Raw genomic sequence first — 21,439 nt, forward strand, 5'->3', positions numbered from 1 at the left:
CGAATTAAGGACCTGCCCCCGGTGCTTACCCCTGAACGTCCGGCAGGGCTACCCCTGCTTTCTGCAGAGCCTCCCAGATTTTGCGATCGCGGTCATAGACGTCGCGACGATACTGCACTTCACCCTTCGGGCCGATATAGGCCGTGCGATAGATCAGGTGAACCGGCACGTGCTTTTCAAGCTGGACAGTCGTTTCTTTACCGGTCGCCAAAACACGGTGGAAGAACGCCTTGGGGTCTTCCTCCTGTTTGGCCAACAGCGCATAGGCGAACTCAAACGGTTGCGCCAACCGGATACACCCGTGCGAGAATGCCCGCACCTCACGTGCAAAAAGGGATTTCTGAGGTGTATCATGCAGATAGATGTTGTACTTGTTGGGGAACATGAACTTCACCAGCCCCAACGCATTGCTTTTGCTGGGGGGTTGGCGCATCGCAAACGGGAAGTTCCGGGTGTTAAATTGGGTGAAATCCACAGCGCCCCGGTTCACCACTCGACCACTACGGTCCGTGATCTGGATATGACCTACCGCGTTGGGGTTCGACTGCAGTTTTGGCAGATATTCCTTCGTAATGATCGAGCGCGGCACATACCAACTTGGGTTGATGACCATATGCTCCATCTCGTCCGAGAATTCCGGGCTGCGACGGTCATGAACGTTCTTTCCGATCACAGCGCGAGTTTCGAAGGTCACACGGCCATCGTCCACGATCTTGGCTGAGAAATCCGCCTGGTTTACCAGGATGTGTCGCTCGCCCCGTTCGCGCGGCAACCAGCGCTCGCGTTCCAGAGCAACATAGACGGCCTTAAGTCGTTCGGAAGCACTGCGGTTAAGCTCGGCGATGGTACCTTGTCCGGCCACGCCATCCGGTGCCAATCCGTGCGACTGCTGAAACTCCTGAACCGCAGCCAGCATCGCATCGCCGAAGGTCGGGCTTGCAGTTGGCCGCAGATAACCCATCGAAATCAACCGGTTACGCAGCTTAATTACATTAGGACCTGTGTCACCGTGCTCAAGCTTATCCTCGGGAACGCCAACACCCCAACCCCCTTGATTGACCAGCGCCTCAAGTGCGATTTTTTGCTTCATCAACGCCCGATACTGGGTGGATTGCGGTGCGAGTTGATCAAAATAGGCATCGCCATCCGCAGCGAGCAGACCCTGCAAATGCTCGGACGCTGATCGCCGCGCAACCTTCCGGACCAGCCCTTCGTCAATGTCCGCCGGGCGCAAAGCACCTGAATACAGGTCACTTGCATAATTTACGAATGCCTTGGTAAGCGCGATTTCGACCGCTCCCAAATCTCGGAGAGAATTGGCGTCCTGCATTTGGGTCAACAGCGATTGCACGTCATACGGTCCGTCGGGCAGACCATGCAGATGCGTCGAAGACAGCTCTTTAATCAATCGTGCCCGCCGCGCCTCGTGCGCCGTCGTATTGCCGACCCAGATCGGCGAAAAACCACTGGTACGATAGAAATCGGCTATGCCAGATCCTGCCGAGGCAAATTCAGCAACGGCCATCTGAAAGGCTGTCTCAGTAGATGTCTGTGCAGTTGCCAAAGAGGCAGACGCCGAAATGCAAGCGGCGAAAATGAGACTCGTTGGCAACCGAAAAAATGCTCGCATGAGATGACCCTGATTATTCAATAACTTGCGCATTCTGAGGCGCGTGCCGAACAAATATGGTTTTCAGCCGGACATTTTGTCCATTCACAAATACATCAATATGTCGCATCAGTTTGCTCCTGATGCGCGTTTGCATCGGCCATGTCGCGCCAAAGCCTAATTGCCTCAATATTATACCAAATTGCATCACCTGCGCAAAAAACTGCCGAAAATTCCCCCTTGAAAAGATGAATGTGAAAGATTTCTTGGCTGCCTTTTGCGACTGTGTCATAAATCCCGCATCTGGGATGGGAAAAAATTAAGATCGCGCGCGTAACATCGTGTGCAGGCAGGAACAGTACGGGACGAAACAAAATGACCACGAGCAGTACATCGGGTTTGACCCGGCGTGCCCTATTGGGCGCATTCGCGGCAACAGCAGTTGTAGCAGCACCGACTTATTCCAATGCAGCAGGTTTTTTGCGTGGCGGCGGTGATATCCGTCGTATTCGCATGTATTCGGGCCGCACCGGCGAACGGATTGATATGGTCTATTGGGTCGACGGCAAGTACATCAAGGACGCCGTCAAGGAAGTAAACCACTTCATGCGTGACTGGCGAACCGATCAGGTCAAGTCTATGGACCTGCGCACCATCGACATCATGGCTGCATCTCACAATCTGCTGGATGTCAACGAACCCTATATGCTCCTATCCGGCTACCGCTCCCCCCAGACCAACGCGATGCTCCGTTCACGGTCGCGCCGTGTAGCAAAGAATTCGCTGCACATGAAAGGCCAGGCCGCTGACCTGCGCCTGTCCTCGCGCTCGGTTTCCCAGATGGCCAAGGCGGCCATGTCCTGCCGCGCCGGTGGTGTCGGCAAGTACTACCGTTCGAACTTCGTCCATATGGATTGCGGTGAAGTTCGGTCGTGGGGCGGTTGAGCCCCTCCATAACACGTTTCGTTTCTGACCGTTATCGAGCGCCGCCAGGCGCTCTTTTGCGTTTTGCCGGAACGTTCTGGGCCATATAGGGAAAAACCAGTCGTTCAGATCTTATTGTGAGATTTAGGCGAACCTCAGGGAACTTTGGCCTGCGGTTTCGGCCCTTGTTGATACAGGTTAACCCGGGACGAGCTGCGAACGCGCTCAATTACTGCGACAACACTCTTCCGTCCGGTTGATCAGCTACCACGCCGCTGGGCTCCGCCAATACCGGTAACTTCCGCCTTCGTATCAAGGACAGTGGGGCGGATCACCTGCGGACACTACGGCGACGCCCAAGTCTTACCTCCCTACGTGGCAGACACCAAAAGCAAAAAGGTTCGGCTGCTCACTCCAAGCGCCTTCCAACCTGTCAGGGTTACGATCAAATTGGATATCAAAAGAGTAAACCTATGATCACGACAATCATTGATGTCATTGCCTTTTTCCTTCTGGCCGCGGCGCAGAAACTTGGGTGCCAAGCCGGGGAGTTCCGACATCAAATCAAGGATAGCGACGACAAGCCACCCGTTGTTGTCTTCGCACTTGTCGCTGGGGTGGCCGCCTATTTGCCACTGGTTTTTACGTGATTTCAGCCCCATCCCTGCGAGGCGCCAGTATTGCAAATGGCATGGCTACTTCGCGTGAAGAATGAGCCGCACCTAAGCCGGTTTAAAAAATCCCTCTATGTTGCAGCTCTAGCGAACGTCCTTACTTGCGCCACCAGGCAACGCCAAACACTAGATTCCAGCGGCCCCAAATCAGTGTCAAAAACAGCATGCAACGAAGCTCACTGCCTAACCGTTTTGTCAGAACTTAAAATAAGAGAATGGCGCACCTGAGAGGATTCGAACCTCTGGCCTCTGCCTTCGGAGGGCAGCGCTCTATCCAGCTGAGCTACAGGTGCCTTGGCCGTTAGCTAACCTTGTTCCGAACCGGGTGCAACTGGAAATCGACAGCTGCTAACCCGGTTTCACGCAAACAAGTCATGCGCCAGTTCCAGCGCGTCGATCAGGGTATCGACCTCGTCCGTGGTGTTGTACAGACCAAAGCTTGCGCGACAGGTCGCAGTCACGCCGTAGAAATCCATCAGCGGGCCGGCGCAGTGGTGACCGGCACGGACAGCGACGCCTTTCTTGTCCAGAATCGTCGAGACATCATGCGCGTGTCCCGCCCCATCCAGCGTAAAGCTGAAGATCGCGGCCTTGTCAGGGCGCGTACCCTGAACCTGCACCCAGTTCAGACCCGTCAGCTTCTGCATCGCATAATCGCGCAGGCCCGCCTCATGCGCGGCAATATTCTCCATCCCCAGATTCATCATGTAATCCAAGGCAGCACCAAGGCCGATGGTTTGAACGATGCCCGGTGTACCGGCCTCGAACTTCATTGGCGGGTCGTTGTAGATCACCTGATCCTTGCTGACCTCTTTGATCATGTCGCCGCCGCCAATAAAGGGGCGCATTTCGGCCATACGCTCGGATTTGATGTAGATCGCGCCCGAACCAGACGGACCGTAGAGTTTATGCCCGGTGATCGCGTAGAAGTCACATCCGATATCCTGCACATTCACGGGCATATGCACCGCACCCTGGCTACCGTCGACCAGCACCGGAACGCCCTTGGCATGCGCGCCTTCGGAGATGGCTTTGACATCAACCACAGTGCCCAGAACGTTCGAGCACTGTGTCACGGCGACCAACTTGGTTTTCGGGCCAATCGCATCGATTACGGCCTGCGGGTCCAGACCACCGTCGGCGTCCACATCGACCCATTTCAAGACAACGCCCTGCCGTTCGCGCAGGAAATGCCACGGAACGATATTGGCGTGGTGCTCCATCACGCTCAGCACGATCTCGTCCCCGGCCTGCAGGCGCGGCATGGCCCAACCGTAAGCGACAAGATTGATTCCCTCGGTCGTGCCCGAGTTCAGTACGATCTCATTCTCGTTGGCCGCCCCCAGAAAACGCGCGATGGTGCCGCGAACGGCCTCGTATTTCTCGGTCGCAAGATTCGACAGGAAATGCAGACCACGGTGAACGTTCGAGTATTCCTCGGCATAGGCCCGCGTCACAGCATCGATGACGACCTGCGGCTTTTGCGCCGAAGCACCGTTGTCCAGATAGGTCAGCGGTTTCCCGTTCACTTCCCGTGAAAGGATCGGAAAGTCAGAGCGAATTTTCTGAACATCATACATGGTCTTCTTTCCCTATACAGGGCCGCCGGGCGTTAGAACGAGGACAAAGGGCACCGCAATCAAGGCAGACAACACTATGACCCCGAAGGACTTTGCAAGCGAACCGAACTGGTGCGCTTCATTCAGGAAATGGAGCGTGACGTAAAGGCTGATCAGCGCTGTGGCGAGTAAAAACATCAGCATCAGGAACGGCAGCGCGATCATGATGATCAATGTAATCAACAGCGCGGCGATCTGCAGGAACTGCAGCCAGACCGTCAACGTCAGAATATCGTCAAATGTCGCGCGACCACCGAGCAGCCGCCCAACAAACAAAAAGGCCGCAACGCTCAGCATCATGGCCCCTGCGGAACGGAGCAGGCTTAGAAAGATAGGCTGCGGAACCGGGGCAACCTCACCTTCCGGCAGAGGGATAAGCTGATCGATGCCAAGCTGGACAAGCCCGTTCAGCACAACAGCCAAAGAAAAAGCCAGCCACAAAACCTCACGTCCCGGGCGCATGTCCAGCAATCTCCGCGCTGCTTGTGCGGGGTTGGTCAGGGTCATTATCGCAAGTTCGACGATGCCAGCGGGGTTCATTCCAGATGCCTCTGCGCTTGTCTGAGGCCTGCTATCCAGAACCAGAGAAAAAGAAAAAACCAGACGGCTCCTACGACTGTCAAGGCTGGGCCGGGCCCAATAAATCCTGCGACAAGGCCATGCAACAGCAACACCGGTGTTGATGACAGCAGCGCCCAGAACAAGGCCAGTCGCGCACCGTAAGACGTACCGCGCCCTCCTACCAGCCGCGCCGCCCCATAAGAGACAAAGGCAAGCAAGTAGAAGAACAGGGGCAGGATAAAGACCGTTCCGAACAAACTTGCACCCATCAGTGCATTCAGTTCCACGCCTTCAAAATGTGCGCGCCGCGCCAGGCCAGGCAGTTGCGCGATGAAGGCCACGACACAGAAAGCCATGACAAACACCAACGCCCTGTCCTCGCGCGGGCCTAGGTCAAGCAAGCGGCGCACGACCTGTCCCGGCCCCCGATAGGTGGCCACGATATCTGACGTCAAAGGCATCAGATGTGCCGCGACAACCAGCCTTCAAGGCGGTCCACGATGGCCTCGGCCAGCGCTGCGTCCTCGATCTCGTCAACTGCTTCGGCCAGAAACGCCAGCGTCAGCATGTTGGTGGCGTCCTTCATCGGAACACCGCGCGAGCGCAGGTAGAACAGCGCCGTCTCGTCAATCGCGCCCGAGGTCGAACCGTGTGAACAGGCGACATCGTCGGCGTAGATTTCAAGCTCGGGCTTCGCGAGGAACTGGCTATCGTCATCCAGCAGCAATGATTGGCTGATCTGGTAACCGTCGGTCTTCTGAGCGCCTTCCTTGACCAGGATCTTGCCCTGGAACACGCCGGTCGCGCCATTGCGCAGAACCTTCTTGAAGACCTGTCGGCTTTCACAGTTCACCGCATCATGCGTGATGAATACCGTGTCATCGTGGTGGAATTCACCGTCGCCGACGCATGCGCCCGCCACATGGGCAACCGCATCGTCGCCGGTCAGTTCAATCACCTGCTCATTGCGAGTCAGAATGCCATTCACCGTCAACGTGAAGGACTTGTAGACCGATTTCTGACCGAGGCGGGTGAACATGTGCGTGGCCGCACGACGCTCGTGATCCCTACCCTGCGCGCGCACATGATGCAGCATACCGCCGTCAGCGATGTCGATCTCCATGCACTTATTGAAACGCGATGCTGCCGGACCGTTTTCGAGGATCGTCACCTCAGCACCGCTTTCTACACGAACGATATGGTGCAGCATGGCGTCAGAGGTTTCCGACGCATGGCGATAGATCAGACTGATCGGCTTGGACGGTTTACCAGTCACATGGATCGCAACCCCGTCTGCCGCAAACGCCGTGTTCAAAGCCGCCAGTGGCCGTTGAACCGGAGACTGCCCGCGCGCTTCAAGAACGCCGTACAACTCTTTGGCCCAATGGATATCCTTGCAGCAGATATCTTCGATACGTTCGACTTTGACGCCTTCCAGTTCCAGATCGTCCGATTCCTCGGGGCTGAACACGCCATCGATAAAGACGATCTTCAGACGGTCGAGATTGCCGAACAGCAGCGGCTCATCCGAATGGAACAGCGCAGCACGTGGCGCTTCGGGCGAGATCAGCGTGTCCGGGCGCGTGTATTTCCAATACTCGTCGCGCCGACCCGGCAGACCCATCTCCAGCACTCGGGCCAGCGCATCTTCGCGCGCGGCGCGGGTGCAACCGGCGTCGGGCATAGTTAGCGCGGCCAGCCGCGCCTCGGTCGCGGTTTGTTTAACTTCGGGCAGCGCCATCAGTTCACCTCGGCCAGAATGTCGGCATAACCATTGTTTTCAACTTCCAGCGCCAGATCGGGACCACCGGTTTTCACGATCCGACCATCTGCCATGATGTGCACAACATCGGGTTTGATGTGGTCCAGCAGACGCTGATAGTGGGTGATCACCAGAAAGCCACGGCCTTCGTCTCGCAACGCGTTCACGCCTTCGGCCACCAGCTTCATCGCATCGACGTCCAGACCCGAGTCCGTTTCGTCCAGGATGCACATCTTGGGTTCCAGCATTGCCATCTGCAGGATTTCGTTCCGCTTCTTCTCACCACCCGAAAAGCCAACATTCACCGGCCGCTTGAGCATATCCGCGTCGATCTTCAGCGATTTTGCCTTGGCGCGAACCAGCTTCAGGAAGTCGGCGGCCGACAGTTCCTCCTCACCGCGCGCCTTTCGCTGGGCATTCACGGCGGTACGCAGGAAGGTCATGTTACCAACACCCGGAATTTCGACCGGGTACTGGAATGCAAGGAAGACACCGGCAGCAGCGCGCTCTTCCGGTTCCATTTCCAACAGATCCTCGCCGTCCAAAGTGGCCGAGCCTTCGGTCACTTCATACCCGTCGCGGCCCGACAACACATAGCTGAGGGTTGACTTGCCCGAACCGTTCGGGCCCATGATCGCGTGCACCTTGCCTGCCTCGACGGTCAGGTCGACGCCTTTGAGGATTTGCTTTTCTTCTTCCTCAAGTTTCACGTGCAGGTTTTTGATTTCCAGCATTTTTTGTCCTTTTGCGTAACGCAAGGGGCGTCCGATAGCCCCGGTCTATGTCTATCCCAGAATCCGACGCATGATGCGTGCCGCAACCCATCCAAGGATCGCTCCACCACCTACAGCCCAGACTGGGTTGATGAATTCCATATGGTTGGTGTTGACGTAGGCAACGCCCAGCAACCCGCCCAAAACCGGGAGCACGTAACCCACAAGGGTCAACACATCATCCTTACGGATGGACTTACCAGGCTTACGCGCCATCAGCCAACCGAGCCTTCCAATGAGATTGCAACCAGCTGCTGCGCTTCCATCGCGAATTCCATTGGCAGCGCCTGCAGGACGTCCTTGCAGAACCCGTTGACCACAAGTGCCACGGCTTCTTCCTCGTCCATGCCACGCTGGCGGCAGTAGAACAGCTGATCTTCATCCACTTTGGAGGTTGTCGCCTCATGCTCGACGCGCGAGGAATTGTTGCGGACCTCGATATATGGAACCGTATGGGCCCCGCATTTATCACCGATCAGCAAGCTGTCGCACTGAGTATAGTTGCGGCTGTCCTTAGCCTTGGGGTGCATCGAGACCAGCCCGCGATAGGTGTTCTGAGCCTTACCCGCGCTGATCCCTTTGGAGACTATGCGCGACTTGGTGTTCTTGCCCAAATGAACCATCTTAGTGCCGGTATCGGCCTGCTGATAGTTGTTGGTGATCGCGATCGAATAGAACTCGCCCTGGCTTTCATCGCCGCGCAGGATGCAGGACGGATATTTCCACGTCACCGCCGATCCGGTTTCAACCTGTGTCCACATCACCTTGGACCGGTCGCCACGGCAATCGGCACGCTTGGTCACAAAGTTGTAGATTCCGCCCTTACCGTTCTCGTCACCTGGGAACCAGTTCTGAACGGTCGAGTACTTCACCTCGGCATCTTCTTCGATGATGATCTCGACAACGGCTGCGTGCAGCTGCGCTGTGTCACGCTGGGGCGCGGTACAACCTTCCAGATAAGAGACGTAAGACCCTTTGTCCGCGATGATCAGCGTACGTTCGAACTGACCTGTATTTTCCGCGTTGATGCGGAAATAGGTGCTCAGCTCCATCGGGCAGCGCACGCCCGGCGGGATGTAAACGAACGAACCATCCGAAAACACGGCCGAGTTCAGCGTGGCGTAGAAGTTGTCTGAAACCGGAACCACGGAACCAAGATACTTCTTGACCAGTTCGGGATGCTCTTTGATCGCCTCTGAAATGGAACAGAAGATCACGCCGTGTTTTGCCAGTTCGTCCTGGAAGGTCGTTCCCACGGACACAGAGTCAAACACCGCGTCTACGGCGACCTTGCGGCCCTCGGCGGGCATATCCTCGGCCCCTTCAACGCCAGCCAGAATCATCTGTTCTTTCAGCGGGATACCCAGCTTTTCGTAAGTGGCCAGCAGCTTGGGGTCGACCTCGTCCAGCGACTTAGGCTTCTCTTCCATCGACTTGGGACGGGCATAGTAATACTGGTCTTGAAAGTCGATCTTGGGATAGTGGACCATGGCCCAGTTCGGTTCGTCCATCTTGGTCCAGCGTTCGAACGCGGCCAGACGCCATTCAGTCATCCACTCCGGCTCTTCATTCTTTTCCGAGATCAAGCGAACGATATCCGGGTTCACGCCCTTGGGGGCGTACTCCATCTCGATATCGGTATCCCATCCGTATTTGTAGGTTCCGACCTCGCGTACCGCATCCACGGTTTCCTGATCGACACCCTCTTTTACCTGGGTCTGGTCCAAAGCGGCCATATGACACCCTCCGTCAGATCACGCGGCGCGCGCGCGATGCTTCTTTTCTTTTTCAAGCCACGTCTCGGCGAAACGCAGCACATCTTCTTCGGTCGTCTGAGGACCCAGAGAAACGCGGATCGCGCTGGCTGCTGTCACCTCATCATATCCCATGGCGGTCAATACCGCGCTGGCCCGGACCTTCCCGCTGGAACAGGCAGAGCCTGCACTTACAGCGAAACCCGCCAAATCCATCTGCATGACCTGTGTTTCGCCCTTCCAGCCGGGGGTTGCGAAACATAAGGTATTTGGCAGGCGGCCCTGACCTTTCCCGACAAAAATAGTAGATTTAGAACCAGCCTCAAGGGCATTTTCTAGAATATTTCTAAATTCACGAACCTGTTCCCAAACGCCGTTGGAAAGATCACGCGCGGCAGCCTCAGCTGCGGCCCCAAAGCCCGCGATTCCAATGACATTTTCCGTGCCCGAGCGTCGGCCCATCTCCTGACCGCCACCCTTGATCAATGCAGGCAGATCCGTGCCACGTTTCATCACGACAGCACCAATACCTTTTGGCCCGCCCAATTTATGCGCCGAAATCAACGCCATTTGGGCACCCATCCAGTTAAAAGCCACCGGCAATTTGCCAAACGCCTGAGTCGCATCCGTGACGGCCAAGCCGTTGGGCAACGTCTGGACCACTCCAGTCTCGGAGTTTGCCAGTTGCAGTGTCGATTGTTCGGGGTTGGACACATCTACAAGACCGGACTGAGAGGCCGGTAAATCTTCGATGATCCACGATCTGATCGCATCGTGCTCAATAGCTGAACCATGCAGATCGCGACCAGCCAAAGCCAAAGCCGCACCCTCCGTCGAACCAGAGGTGAAAACGATATCAGCTCCATCCGCCCCGAATGCCGCGGCAATCTGCGTCCTGGCGCGTTCGACCAAAGCCTTGGCCGCGCGGCCTTCGGCATGGACCGAAGAAGGATTACCGCACAGCTCCATCGCGGCAACCATCGCGTCGCGCGCCTCGGGTCGCAGCGGGGTCGTTGCGTTGTGATCCAGGTAAACACGTTTCATAGATACATCTTTTTCCTGAAGCAAAACGGGCAAACAACGAAAGACATCGGATCACTCATCAACCACGGCAAACAGGCTGGGTACAGCCGGGCACGGAGCCAAGTCGTTCTTGATGACGTCAGACAAGCGGGTCTGGTGCAGAAACACATAGACATGCGCGCTGAGACCTTCCCACAGACGGTTTGTCAAGGACTGCGCCCTGCTTCCTGAAGACGCACCGGATGCACCTGCACCTTTCTGCAGCGCATCAACGTTTTCGTCCACCGCCCCCAAGATTTCGACAACGCGAATCTCGGACGCCGGACGCGCCAGACGGTAACCGCCGCCCGGACCACGGACAGATGCAACAAGATCGGCCCTGCGCAGCTTTACGAACAACTGCTCGAGGTAAGGCAGTGAGATATCCTGCCGTTCGGAAATCTCGCTGAGCGTCACCAGATCGTCTGTCGGCTGCAGAGCGATATCGGCCAATGCGACCATCGCGTAACGACCCTTAGTCGAAAGCTTCATTGTCTTTCCCTCATGGCAGGTTATACGCGAAAACATTGACGCCGCCGCCGCCAGTGCGTATCTCCGACGGGCAGCGCCCTGCGCAAAGCATCACAATTAGAACCGTTCTAAGGTGCCTTACGATTATCGTCAAGTATATCGTAGCACCGAGAAGAAAAAGACAGGACCAAAGCACACATGCCCGAGGTGATTTTTCCCGGACCCGAAGGCCGCCTGGAAGGCCGCTACCACCCGCAAAAGGAAAAAGACGCACCGATCGCCATCGTGTTGCACCCGCATCCACAGTTTGGCGGGACCATGAACAATAAGGTGGTCTATAATCTGCACTATGCGTTCTACAACATGGGCTTCACCGTGTTGCGCTTTAACTTCCGCGGTGTTGGCCGCAGCCAGGGTGAATACGATCAGGGCGTCGGAGAGTTGAGCGATGCCGCATCGGCGCTGGATTACCTGCAGTCGATGAACAACAACTCCAAGCATTGTTGGGTTGCCGGTTTCTCGTTTGGTGCATGGATCGGAATGCAGCTGCTGATGCGCCGCCCTGAGATTACGGGTTTTATCAGCGTGTCGCCTCCGGCCAACATGTATGACTTCTCATTCTTGGCGCCCTGCCCGTCTTCCGGCTTGATCATCAACGGCTCGGCTGACCGTGTGGCCCCGCCTGCGGATACCACTGCGCTGGTCAACAAGCTGCACGAGCAAAAAGGTATCACCATAACTCATAACGAGGTCGAGGGTGCCGATCACTTTTTCCAGGAACGTCACATGGATACGCTGATCACCGATGTCAGCGACTACGTGAAGCGTCGCCTGACCGAGAACACGCGCTGATGTCAAATACCATCACAACCCTCGCAGCCAAACTGGCCGAGGACACTATGAAAGTGATGGATGAAACGGGCAACGACCGCTTCTTTGTTGAGGTGGGCGAGCTTTTGGGCGCGTCCTCCCAAACGCTGGAAGAAGCGTTTCTGACCGAAATCCGTGTGCGCCTTGCCGAACGCAAGGCGCGCAAGTTTGTCATCGAGACGCTGACCAAACACCGATCCAAAATGAAAGCGATTGAAAAGAAATGACCGAAAGACTGTCCGCGCAAATCGAATTTCTGAAACGCGCGGACAGGTTGAAGTCAGTCGACCGCGCCAACACCCTACTGAACCAATCCCGCCACGAGAACGCCGCTGAACACAGCTGGCACTTGGCCTTATGGGCGCTGGTGATGGAGCCGTTGGCTGGCGATGACGTGCGCATAGATCGAGTGATCCAGATGCTGATCTTGCACGATCTGGTGGAAATCATCGTCGGCGATCATCCCATCCATTTGGAAACGGACTGGCAGGCCGTGGAACGTGCCGAACGCGCTGCCGCTGACGCGTTGTTCGGGCTTTTGCCGGATGATCAGACATCAGAATTTCGTGACCTATGGGAAGAGTTCGAGGCCGACACCACCCCGGACGCCAAATTCGCCAAGTACCTGGACCGATGCCAACCCATGTTTCAGGTCCTGTGCGCGCCGAATCCCAACCCTGAACATATCGACGTTGTACGCGACAATCTCAGCGGCGGGCGTGCTGCTTATCTGGCCACAGAGTTTCCCGAGGCTCACGCGTTGGCCTGCGTCATGCTGCAAGGTGCCCCGGCGCCTGAAACTACGTTTTCCGAACGCCTTCCATTCCTGGCCGAAGCGGACAACCTGAAATCCGTTTACCGTGCGTCGCGCCTGTTGTCCGGCGACCGGTTCGAAAACTCGGCTGAGCATTCCTGGCACATCATGTTGTTTGCCTGGGTACTGTCTGAATATGCGCAACCCGGAGTCTCATTGAACCGGGCTCTGAAAATGCTTTTGCTGCACGACATCGTCGAGATCGACGCCGGAGATCACCCCATCCACGGGCAGGTGGACCACGCCGCGCAAGAGGCCGAAGAACTGGCCGCAGCAAATAGATTGTTCGGCCTTCTTCCAACGACACCTCAGGCGGACTTTATGGCGCTGTGGCAAGAATTCGAGGCCGCCGAATCTGCGGATGCCCGTTTCGCCAAGGCGATTGACCGATTTCAAACACCAATCGGTAATCTGGCAACCGGTGGCGGGTCTTGGGTGGATTTCGATGTGACCTTCGCGCAGATTGAACAACGCGTCGGAACGCCAATCAAACGGGGTGCACCGGATTTGTGGTCATGGTTGCGACCGCAATTAGGCGCATTCTTCTCGGAAAGCATCATCGATTGACCCAAAAGAAAAAGGGACACGAATGCCCCTTTTTCCATCGTTTCGGCAGGCGCCTAAACTTGAATACTGTTCAACCGCTCAACAAATTTGGCTGCATTTTTGTCGACGGACCCCCCGCCTGCAAGCCACCCAAGCGCCACGATTAAAGCCGAAGCAACGATGACGGATTTTGCAAATTTCGTCATAACAAACTCATAAAAAAGAAACTAAAAACACTGCAAATCTATCAGAGTTTTTCCGTTTGAAATAGTATGGTTATCCTGACTTTAGGGGTAATTGGAACGCTAGACTGCCTTCCGGGAATTCCACGGCGGTTGCCTCGAATCCCCTTGCCGACAAACAGGATTTCGTGCTCAACCACGCACTGTGCAACTTGATCGAGACCTGCGGTGCCAAAAGCTTATTTCATACTTCTGCTGGCGGTGTTCGCCGAAACGATTGGCACCACGGCTTTGCAGGCCAGTCAGCAATTCAGCCGGTTTTGGCCCTCTGTGCTGGTCGTAATTGGCTATGGGGTTGCCTTCTACCTTTTAGGCCTGACCCTGAAATACATGCCTGTTGGCATCGTTTATGCCATCTGGTCCGGATTGGGGATCGTGTTGATCGCGGTCATCGGCTTCATTGTTTTCGGGCAGCGACTGGATTGGCCTGCGGTGATCGGGCTTGCGATGATTTTGGCAGGAATTTTGATTATTCACCTGTTTTCCAAGACTGCAGGCCACTGACGACCGGTTAGGGCTGGTATATTTTGTCGCGCCGCGCTATGCGCGCGACAACTTCCCGTTCAAAGGCTGACCTCTCATGGACCTGCGCAACATCGCAATCATCGCTCACGTGGACCACGGCAAGACGACCCTGGTGGATGAGCTGCTCAAACAATCCGGCGCGTTCCGGGAAAATCAAGCCGTGGCGGAACGCGCCATGGACAGCAACGATCTGGAGCGTGAGCGCGGCATCACCATTCTGGCCAAGGCGACCTCGGTCGAATGGAAAGGCACGCGCATCAACATCGTGGACACTCCCGGCCACGCTGATTTCGGTGGTGAAGTGGAACGCATTCTCAGCATGGTGGACGGCGTTGTCCTGCTGGTCGATGCCGCCGAAGGCCCGATGCCGCAAACCAAGTTTGTGACTTCGAAAGCGCTGGCGCTGGGGCTGCGTCCGATCGTGGTACTGAACAAGGTCGACAAACCTGACGCCGAACCCGACCGCGCACTGGACGAGTGTTTCGACCTGTTCGCCAACCTAGGTGCTGACGATAACCAGCTGGACTTCCCGGCGATGTACGCCTCGGGCCGTTCGGGCTGGGCCGACATGGAACTGGACGGCCCACGTAAGGACCTGACGGCGCTGTTCGACCTGATCGTCGATCACGTCCCTGCACCGAAGCAGGCCGACAAGAAAGACGAACCTTTCCGCATGCTGGCCACCACACTGGGCAGCGATCCGTTCATCGGTCGCATTCTGACCGGCCGCGTGGAAAGCGGTACTCTGAAAGCAGGCGACAGCCTCAAGGCGCTGAGCCGCGATGGCACTTTGATTGAAAACTTCCGCGCATCGAAGATTCTGGCCTTCCGTGGTCTGGCCCAGCAGCCTATCGACGTAGCCGAAGCCGGTGACATCGTCACCATTGCTGGAATGAGCAAGGCAACCGTGGCCGACTCGTTGGTCTCGCCGCAGGTCGAAGAAGCCCTGCCCGCCCAGCCAATCGATCCGCCGACCATCACAGTGACCTTTGGCATTAACGATTCTCCTTTGGCAGGTCGTGACGGCAAAAAGGTTCAGTCGCGTGTTATCCGTGACCGCCTGATGAAAGAAGCCGAATCGAACGTCGCGATCCGCATCACCGACACCCCTGGCGGCGAAGCCTTTGAGGTTGCCGGACGGGGCGAACTGCAGATGGGCGTTCTGATCGAGAACATGCGCCGCGAAGGGTTCGAGCTCAGCATCTCACGCCCGCAGGTTCTGTTCCGCGAAGAAGATGGCCAGCGTATGGAACCCATCGAAGAGGTCACGATTGATGTGGACGATGAATACTCGGGCGCTGTGATCGAAAAGATCACCGGCTCTCGCAAGGGCGAACTGGTCGAAATGCGCCCCGCTGGTGCAGGCAAGACCCGCATCATTGCTCACGTGCCCTCGCGCGGCTTGATCGGTTATCACGGCGAGTTCCTGACCGATACCCGCGGCACAGGCGTTCTGAACCGCGTGTTCCACGGTTGGGCAGCGCACAAAGGGCCGATCCCGGGTCGTCGTGCAGGCGTTCTGATCTCGATGGAAAACGGCCAGGCCGTGGCGTATGCTCTGTGGAACCTGGAAGAGCGTGGCCGGATGTTCGTTTCCCCGCAGACGGACGTCTATCAGGGTATGGTCATTGGCGAGCATTCTCGTGACAACGATCTAGAGGTAAATCCGCTGAAAGGCAAAAAGCTGACCAACGTGCGCGCAAGTGGGTCTGATGACGCGGTACGTCTGACGCCGCCTATCCAGTTCTCGCTGGAAGAAGCAATCGCGTACATCGACGATGACGAACTGGTTGAGGTCACTCCAAACGCCGTTCGGTTGCGTAAGCGCTACCTGGATCCTCACGAGCGGAAACGGATGGCAAAATCAGCCTGACCCGGCTTGAGGCATTGTATACAAATAGAAAACAATGCCTCAAATGTGACATATTTGTTTCCAAATAGCTTATTTTTGGAATGAAAAAGCCCGTCACGCTGGCGGGCTTTTCTTTTGTTTTTCATATAGTTTCACCAATAGGTTGCAATTTTCTCGATCTTTGTTGCTGACACTCTTTGATAAAATGCGGCAATATACGGATGTATTTTTGTCAAAACTATGGCACAATTACTTCATTGTAGTGTTTTGGTAACGAGTTTGAAGGAGTAGCGCTATGCGCGTAAGGTCCCGTTTATATTCGATTGTATTTGTATCCGCGACATTCCCATTCATGGCGTCCAGCGCGGCTCAGGCATCTGAGGTTTGTAACGTCAAAACAGCCCGGCAATCTGTTTCAACGGAAACGCTTTGTGGTTGCAAAGTCGTCGACAAAAGGATGCTGCGTTACATCCAGCGCCGCGCGGATTTCGAGGATATCCTGGCGCGCACGTCAGAGTCCTGTCCCCTGTTTGCAGCTATCCTGACAGACATCCCAACCGCGACCGTAACGCGGAATCGGACCAGCGATGACGACAACAGAGATTCTGCCAGCGGCAGCGGCGCTTCGGGTGGAAGCAGTGGTGGCGCAGGAGTTTCTGGAACCAGTGGTGAAGCCGGAAATGGTAACGACGGCGGCGGCGGCAGCAATGGCGGCGGCGGCAGCAATGGCGGCGGCGGCAGCAATGGCGGCGGCGGCAGCGATGGCAGCGGCGGCAGCGATGGCAGCGGCGGTGGTGCCGGTGGAAGTAACGGCGGTGGTAGCAATGGCGGCGGCGGCAGCAATGGCGGAGCGGATTCCGGCAGCGGCAGCGGCAACGGCGGCAGCAACGACGGTGGAAACTCCGGTAGCGGCGATGGAAACGGCGGCAGCAACGGCGGAGGAAACTCCAGCAGCGGCGACGGAAACGGCGGCAGCAACGGCGGCGGAAACTCCGACAGCGGCAGCGGCAATGGCGGCAGCAATGACGGCGGAAATTCGAACAGCGGCGACGGCAACGGCGGCAGCAACAGCGATTCCGGCGGCGGCGGCAGCGATGGTAGCGGCGGCGACACAGGTGGAGCCAGTGGCGGCGGAAGCGATGGCGGCGGCGGCAGCGCCGGCGGTGCCAGCGGCGGCGGCAGCGATGGCAGCGGTGGCACGCTCTGATCTCAATAGCGTGAGCTAATCCATGAAAGCGCTAAATATCCAATGCAGCGCTTTCCAAAAAATAAAGGGGCGAGCCAAGCGTCGCCCCTTTCTTCACGTCATGGATTCCGGGTTAGTCTAAAGAAGAAGTTTAGCTTTTGCCGTACACACCAACCCAATTACTGGGTTTTCTTGGATCTTGCATCCGGAGGAACAGATACCGCGTGGCCGACCATGGTTTGATCCGGTCGGTCAGGTTGTCCAGCACCAGATCCCCGCCCGCGGACCGATAGACCAAAACAGCGTGCGCGTTCCGCCGCGTGTCCAGTACAGTCGCAATCAGAAGCTTACTTGGATCGACTCCAGCTCTGATAAGATCCCTTTTCTTCAAAAGAGCAAAATCCTCGCAGTCTCCCCCCCGTGAGGTCGGCAAAGCCCACCGCTCACGCGTGCGATATTGAGACTGATCCGTAATCGTTTGAGTGGTTGCGTTAACCTGTCGGTTGATCCGCTGAATGATCCGCATTTCCTGCTGGGACGACATTCGTACAGAGGCTTTGCTTGAACACGCCCAGGAATATTGGCGGCACAATTGCTGGGCTCCGGATGGCGGAGGGGACGAGGCGAGTGCTCGAATGAAGTTTCCCTCGCTCGCGTCGACCCCGGAGCCAGCGAACGCTGCCCCGAACACCAAAGCAGCAATCCCGACTGCCCGACCTGAATATGTAGCCAACTGCCCGAGAGCAGTTTTGAGTCCGATATTCACCGATTTCATGCCTGTACCTCGATCCCAGTTTGTTCAACCGATTGCCGACAAACGGGACCGCGTTCACTTACTACCAAGTACTGGTATACGGTACTGCTTGTACAACCTGAGGCGAACCTGCAGGTGAAAAGAGGCGGAATTTCGTAACTTAATATGACCATTTCGCGCAAGAATTAGGGGAAAACCGCCACAATCCAGGCGCAAAATCTTCCAAAGATTCGCTTGATGTCCCAATAATGCGCTGGAATCAAAAAAAAATCCAGACGAGGCAAAAGTGCCACATTTCAGCCCCCAACAAATGTGAGCTGTTCGGCTGGAATCCGCGCATGTGATCGCTCGACCGGCTGAGAATGAGCCGGTCAGAGCCATCAGTGATTCTATTCGGCGATTTCCACAACCACCAGTTCGCGTTCGCTTGCCTCCCGGGCGTGGTCCAGCGCTTGCTGATACTCGGGCGAGTTATAGCACTCCACAGCAGCCTCGACCGAGGGAAAGCGGGCAATCACGTTACGTGGGCGCTCCTTGCCTTCCAATTGGACGTACCGAGCAGCGCGCGCGATGAACGCACCACCGTGTTTGGCAATCGCCGGTCCGGCCAGTTCGGCGTACTTCGCGTATGCGTCGGCATCCTTCACCGTGACATGCGCAATCCAGAGTGCTGCCATCTTATCCTCCCAATACCTGTTCAGCGGCCTTGATCGCCGCATCCGCGTTCGAAGCATCCTTGCCGCCACCTTGCGCCATATCCGGGCGTCCGCCGCCGCCTTTTCCGCCGAGTTCAGCAACAGCTGCGCGGACCAGATCAACCGCAGAGACCTTATCCGTCAGGTCGGCTGTCACACCGGCCGCGACTGCCGCCTTGCCGCCTGCATCCGCGATCAGCAGCACAGCGCCCGAACCCAACCGGCTTTTGTGCTCATCAATCAGTGCGGGCAGGTCCTTGCCCGAGACACCATTGAGCGCTTGCGCCAGGAAAGATACTCCGTTCACATCCCGCGCTTCGCCACCGCCCTGCCCGGCTCCACCGGCCATGGCCAGATCGCGGCGCAATTGTGCAACTTCGTTTTGCAGCGATTTACGTTCGTCCAACAGCGCCTTCACGCGGCCGACAACATCGTCCGGCTGCGCCTTCAGTTCCGACGCGATTTGACTCAGGCGTTGATCCTGATCGGACAGATGGCGCAGGGCTTCATCACCTGTCAGGGCTTCGATCCGACGCACGCCAGCGCTGCTGGCACTGTCGCCCAGAACCACAAAGGTGCCGATGTCGCCTGTTTGCCGAACGTGTGTACCACCGCACAGTTCGATCGACCAAGTTTCGCCATCCTGACCTTTGCCTGTGGGCGCTTTACCCATGGACACGACGCGAACCTCGTCGCCGTATTTCTCGCCGAACAAAGCCTGCGCGCCCAGTTCTCGCGCATCATCAGGGGTCATGATCCGCGTCTCAACGGTCGAGTTCTGGCGGATGAACTCGTTTACGTCACGTTCGACCTTTTGAATCTCTTCACGGCTCAACGCCTTGGAGTGGCTAAAGTCAAACCGCAACCGGTCAGCGGCGTTCAGCGATCCGCGCTGCGCGACATGATCGCCCAGAGTTTCGCGTAACGCCTCATGCAGCAAGTGTGTCGCTGAGTGGTTCGCCCGAATGCCTGTGCGTCGAGCGTGGTCAACCTCAAGCTCCACGGCGTCACCCTTGGAAAGAGTGCCATGTTCGACGGTGACTTTATGAGCGTAGACCTTGCCATCCGCGAACTTCTTGGTGTCCTCGACACGCGCCACATCATCACGTTCTTCCAGACGTCGGATTTCGCCGGTGTCGCCGACCTGACCACCGGCCTCACCATAGAATGGGGTCTGGTTCACAACGACCCAGCCAGAGCCGCCCTTTTCGATCTTGTCGACTAATACTCCATCCACGACCAGAGCCGCGATCTGCCCTTCCGCCATTTCCGTGTCATAGCCAAGAAAATCTGTCGCACCGGCACTGTCCAACACGTCAAACCAAACGGCCTGATCCGCTGCTTCGCCCGATCCGGCCCAGGCCGCACGCGCTTTGGCTTTTTGCTCGGCCATAGCGGCATCAAACCCATCGGTATCTACGGTGCGGCCTTTTTCGCGCAGGGCGTCCTGCGTCAGGTCCAGCGGGAAACCATAAGTGTCATACAGCTTGAACGCGGCGTCACCTGGCAGCGCGGCACCCTCGGCCAAACCAGCGACCTCGTCATCCAGCAGCTTCAGACCACGATCCAAAGTCTGCTTGAAACGCGTCTCTTCCAGCAGCAGCGTCTCTTCGATCAGAGGCTGCGCTTGGCCCAATTCGCTATACTGGGCACCCATCAACTGCACCAGCGTTGGCACCAGACGGTGCATCACCGGATCTTTCGCGCCTAATAGATGCGCGTGGCGCATGGCGCGGCGCATGATCCGGCGCAGCACATAACCACGCCCGTCGTTCGAGGGCATAACACCATCGGCAATCAGGAATGACGTCGAGCGCAGGTGATCCGCGATCACCCGGTGGTGTACGTTCTGGTCACCGTAAGGATCAACACCCGTCGCCTCTGCCGACGCCTCGATCAGCGTTTTGAAAAGATCGGTGTCATAGTTGTCATGGCTGCCCTGCAGCAATGCGCCAATGCGTTCCAGCCCCATGCCGGTATCGATCGACTGCATATCCAACTCGACCATCGAGCCATCTTCGAACTGTTCGTTTTGCATGAAAACGATGTTCCAGATCTCAATGAACCGGTCGCCATCTTCCTCGGCCGAGCCCGGAGGGCCACCCCAGATGTGATCGCCGTGGTCATAGAAAATCTCGGTGCACGGACCGCACGGACCGGTCGGCCCCATCTGCCAGAAGTTATCGCTGGTGGCGATGCGGATGATCCGATCCTCTGGCACGCCGACTTTTTTCCAGATTTCAAAAGCCTCGTCGTCGGTGTGATACACGGTGGTCAGAAGTCGGTTCTTGTCGATACCGAATTCTTTGGTGATCAGTTCCCAGGCAAACGGGATCGCTTCGTGTTTGAAGTAATCACCGAACGAGAAGTTGCCCAGCATTTCAAAGAACGTATGGTGTCGCGCGGTATAACCTACATTATCGAGGTCGTTATGCTTGCCACCGGCGCGCACGCATTTTTGCGATGTTGTCGCCCGTTGATAATCGCGGGTTTCAACACCAGTGAAGAGGTTCTTGAATTGCACCATGCCCGAGTTCACGAACATCAGGGTCGGGTCATTGCGCGGCACCAGTGGGCTGGACGCGACCACTTCATGCCCCTGTTTGGCAAAATAATTCAGAAAGGTTGAGCGGATATCGTTCAGCGTGGGCATAAGGCTCTCTCGGCGCACAATCAATTTGTTCCGAAAACGGTTTATCCCCGTGCCTCAAGAGTGTCCACAGCGTAGGTAGTCCGAGACGAAACA

21 protein-coding genes and 1 tRNA gene are annotated in these 21,439 nt (G+C 56.7%); 8 read left to right on the top strand and 14 right to left on the bottom strand.

Annotation, left to right across the window (positions count from 1 at the left end; translation table 11 throughout):
* Positions 1–25: 25 nt before the first annotated feature.
* Positions 26–1,630, bottom strand: a complete 1,605-nt coding sequence (locus tag ACR0J0_RS05435; protein WP_480661829.1) for a L,D-transpeptidase family protein — start codon at positions 1,628–1,630, stop codon at positions 26–28.
* 354 nt (positions 1,631–1,984) lie between these two features.
* Between ACR0J0_RS05435 and mepK the strand changes: the two genes are divergently transcribed.
* The gene (gene mepK, locus ACR0J0_RS05440; protein ID WP_480661831.1) at positions 1,985–2,554 is read left to right on the top strand and encodes a peptidoglycan L,D-endopeptidase MepK; all 570 of its coding nucleotides are present in this window, start codon (positions 1,985–1,987) and stop codon (positions 2,552–2,554) included.
* Positions 2,555–3,006: 452 nt separating this feature from the next.
* A complete protein-coding gene (locus ACR0J0_RS05445; RefSeq protein WP_480661833.1) occupies positions 3,007–3,183 on the top strand; it encodes a hypothetical protein in 177 nt (58 codons plus the stop codon).
* A 240-nt stretch (positions 3,184–3,423) separates the two neighbouring features.
* On the opposite strand, the gene ACR0J0_RS05450 is transcribed toward ACR0J0_RS05445, so the two are convergent.
* From ACR0J0_RS05450 to iscR, 10 genes are all read right to left on the bottom strand, one after another.
* Positions 3,424–3,500: transfer RNA gene (locus ACR0J0_RS05450), tRNA-Arg, on the bottom strand.
* Between the two features lie 66 nt (positions 3,501–3,566).
* On the bottom strand, positions 3,567–4,787 hold the full coding sequence (locus ACR0J0_RS05455) for a cysteine desulfurase (protein WP_480661835.1): 1,221 nt from the start codon (positions 4,785–4,787) through the stop codon (positions 3,567–3,569).
* A gap of 12 nt (positions 4,788–4,799) precedes the next feature.
* The gene (locus ACR0J0_RS05460) at positions 4,800–5,366 is read right to left on the bottom strand and encodes a YIP1 family protein (RefSeq protein WP_480661837.1); all 567 of its coding nucleotides are present in this window, start codon (positions 5,364–5,366) and stop codon (positions 4,800–4,802) included.
* Positions 5,363–5,848, bottom strand: a complete 486-nt coding sequence (locus ACR0J0_RS05465; protein ID WP_480661838.1) for a YIP1 family protein — start codon at positions 5,846–5,848, stop codon at positions 5,363–5,365. The genes ACR0J0_RS05460 and ACR0J0_RS05465 overlap by 4 nt, the downstream gene beginning before the upstream one ends.
* Positions 5,848–7,128: a SufB/SufD family protein gene (locus tag ACR0J0_RS05470; RefSeq protein ID WP_480661840.1), complete on the bottom strand. Its 1,281-nt coding sequence runs from the start codon at positions 7,126–7,128 to the stop codon at positions 5,848–5,850. The genes ACR0J0_RS05465 and ACR0J0_RS05470 overlap by 1 nt, the downstream gene beginning before the upstream one ends.
* Positions 7,128–7,883, bottom strand: coding sequence for a Fe-S cluster assembly ATPase SufC (gene sufC / locus ACR0J0_RS05475; RefSeq protein WP_239335139.1), 756 nt, complete (start codon positions 7,881–7,883; stop codon positions 7,128–7,130). Before sufC ends, ACR0J0_RS05470 begins: the two co-directional genes overlap by 1 nt.
* Positions 7,884–7,934: 51 nt before the next feature.
* Positions 7,935–8,138 carry a hypothetical protein gene (locus tag ACR0J0_RS05480; protein ID WP_480661843.1) on the bottom strand — a complete coding sequence of 68 codons (204 nt, stop codon included), beginning with the start codon at positions 8,136–8,138 and terminating at the stop codon, positions 7,935–7,937.
* Positions 8,138–9,658: a Fe-S cluster assembly protein SufB gene (gene sufB / locus ACR0J0_RS05485; RefSeq protein ID WP_480661845.1), complete on the bottom strand. Its 1,521-nt coding sequence runs from the start codon at positions 9,656–9,658 to the stop codon at positions 8,138–8,140. The genes ACR0J0_RS05480 and sufB overlap by 1 nt, the downstream gene beginning before the upstream one ends.
* 18 nt (positions 9,659–9,676) lie before the next feature.
* Positions 9,677–10,720: a cysteine desulfurase family protein gene (locus ACR0J0_RS05490; RefSeq protein ID WP_480661847.1), complete on the bottom strand. Its 1,044-nt coding sequence runs from the start codon at positions 10,718–10,720 to the stop codon at positions 9,677–9,679.
* A 51-nt stretch (positions 10,721–10,771) separates the two neighbouring features.
* Positions 10,772–11,230: a Fe-S cluster assembly transcriptional regulator IscR gene (gene iscR, locus ACR0J0_RS05495; RefSeq protein WP_480661849.1), complete on the bottom strand. Its 459-nt coding sequence runs from the start codon at positions 11,228–11,230 to the stop codon at positions 10,772–10,774.
* Between the two features lie 177 nt (positions 11,231–11,407).
* Between iscR and ACR0J0_RS05500 the strand changes: the two genes are divergently transcribed.
* The 6 genes from ACR0J0_RS05500 (at position 11,408) to ACR0J0_RS05525 (ending at position 17,265) form a co-directional block, all read left to right on the top strand.
* A complete protein-coding gene (locus ACR0J0_RS05500) occupies positions 11,408–12,061 on the top strand; it encodes an alpha/beta hydrolase (RefSeq protein ID WP_209503893.1) in 654 nt (217 codons plus the stop codon).
* Positions 12,061–12,306: a hypothetical protein gene (locus ACR0J0_RS05505; RefSeq protein WP_480661851.1), complete on the top strand. Its 246-nt coding sequence runs from the start codon at positions 12,061–12,063 to the stop codon at positions 12,304–12,306. The genes ACR0J0_RS05500 and ACR0J0_RS05505 overlap by 1 nt, the downstream gene beginning before the upstream one ends.
* A complete protein-coding gene (locus ACR0J0_RS05510; protein ID WP_480661853.1) occupies positions 12,303–13,460 on the top strand; it encodes an HD domain-containing protein in 1,158 nt (385 codons plus the stop codon). The genes ACR0J0_RS05505 and ACR0J0_RS05510 overlap by 4 nt, the downstream gene beginning before the upstream one ends.
* 389 nt (positions 13,461–13,849) lie before the next feature.
* Positions 13,850–14,185 (top strand): DMT family transporter, encoded by a 336-nt coding sequence (locus tag ACR0J0_RS05515; protein ID WP_480661855.1) that lies wholly within the window; start codon positions 13,850–13,852, stop codon positions 14,183–14,185.
* Positions 14,186–14,261: 76 nt separating this feature from the next.
* A complete protein-coding gene (gene typA / locus ACR0J0_RS05520; protein WP_480661858.1) occupies positions 14,262–16,079 on the top strand; it encodes a translational GTPase TypA in 1,818 nt (605 codons plus the stop codon).
* A 436-nt stretch (positions 16,080–16,515) separates the two neighbouring features.
* Positions 16,516–17,265: a hypothetical protein gene (locus tag ACR0J0_RS05525; protein ID WP_480661860.1), complete on the top strand. Its 750-nt coding sequence runs from the start codon at positions 16,516–16,518 to the stop codon at positions 17,263–17,265.
* 130 nt (positions 17,266–17,395) lie between these two features.
* On the opposite strand, the gene ACR0J0_RS05530 is transcribed toward ACR0J0_RS05525, so the two are convergent.
* The 3 genes from ACR0J0_RS05530 to alaS all read right to left on the bottom strand — a co-directional run bounded on the left by ACR0J0_RS05530 (position 17,396) and on the right by alaS (position 21,346).
* Positions 17,396–18,019, bottom strand: coding sequence for a transglutaminase-like cysteine peptidase (locus tag ACR0J0_RS05530; RefSeq protein WP_480661862.1), 624 nt, complete (start codon positions 18,017–18,019; stop codon positions 17,396–17,398).
* A gap of 368 nt (positions 18,020–18,387) precedes the next feature.
* Positions 18,388–18,675 (bottom strand): DUF1330 domain-containing protein, encoded by a 288-nt coding sequence (locus tag ACR0J0_RS05535; RefSeq protein ID WP_480661864.1) that lies wholly within the window; start codon positions 18,673–18,675, stop codon positions 18,388–18,390.
* Between the two features lies 1 nt (position 18,676).
* Positions 18,677–21,346, bottom strand: a complete 2,670-nt coding sequence (gene alaS / locus ACR0J0_RS05540; protein WP_480661865.1) for an alanine--tRNA ligase — start codon at positions 21,344–21,346, stop codon at positions 18,677–18,679.
* Positions 21,347–21,439 lie beyond the last annotated feature (93 nt).

Source organism: Ruegeria sp. BF12 (assembly GCF_056538705.1).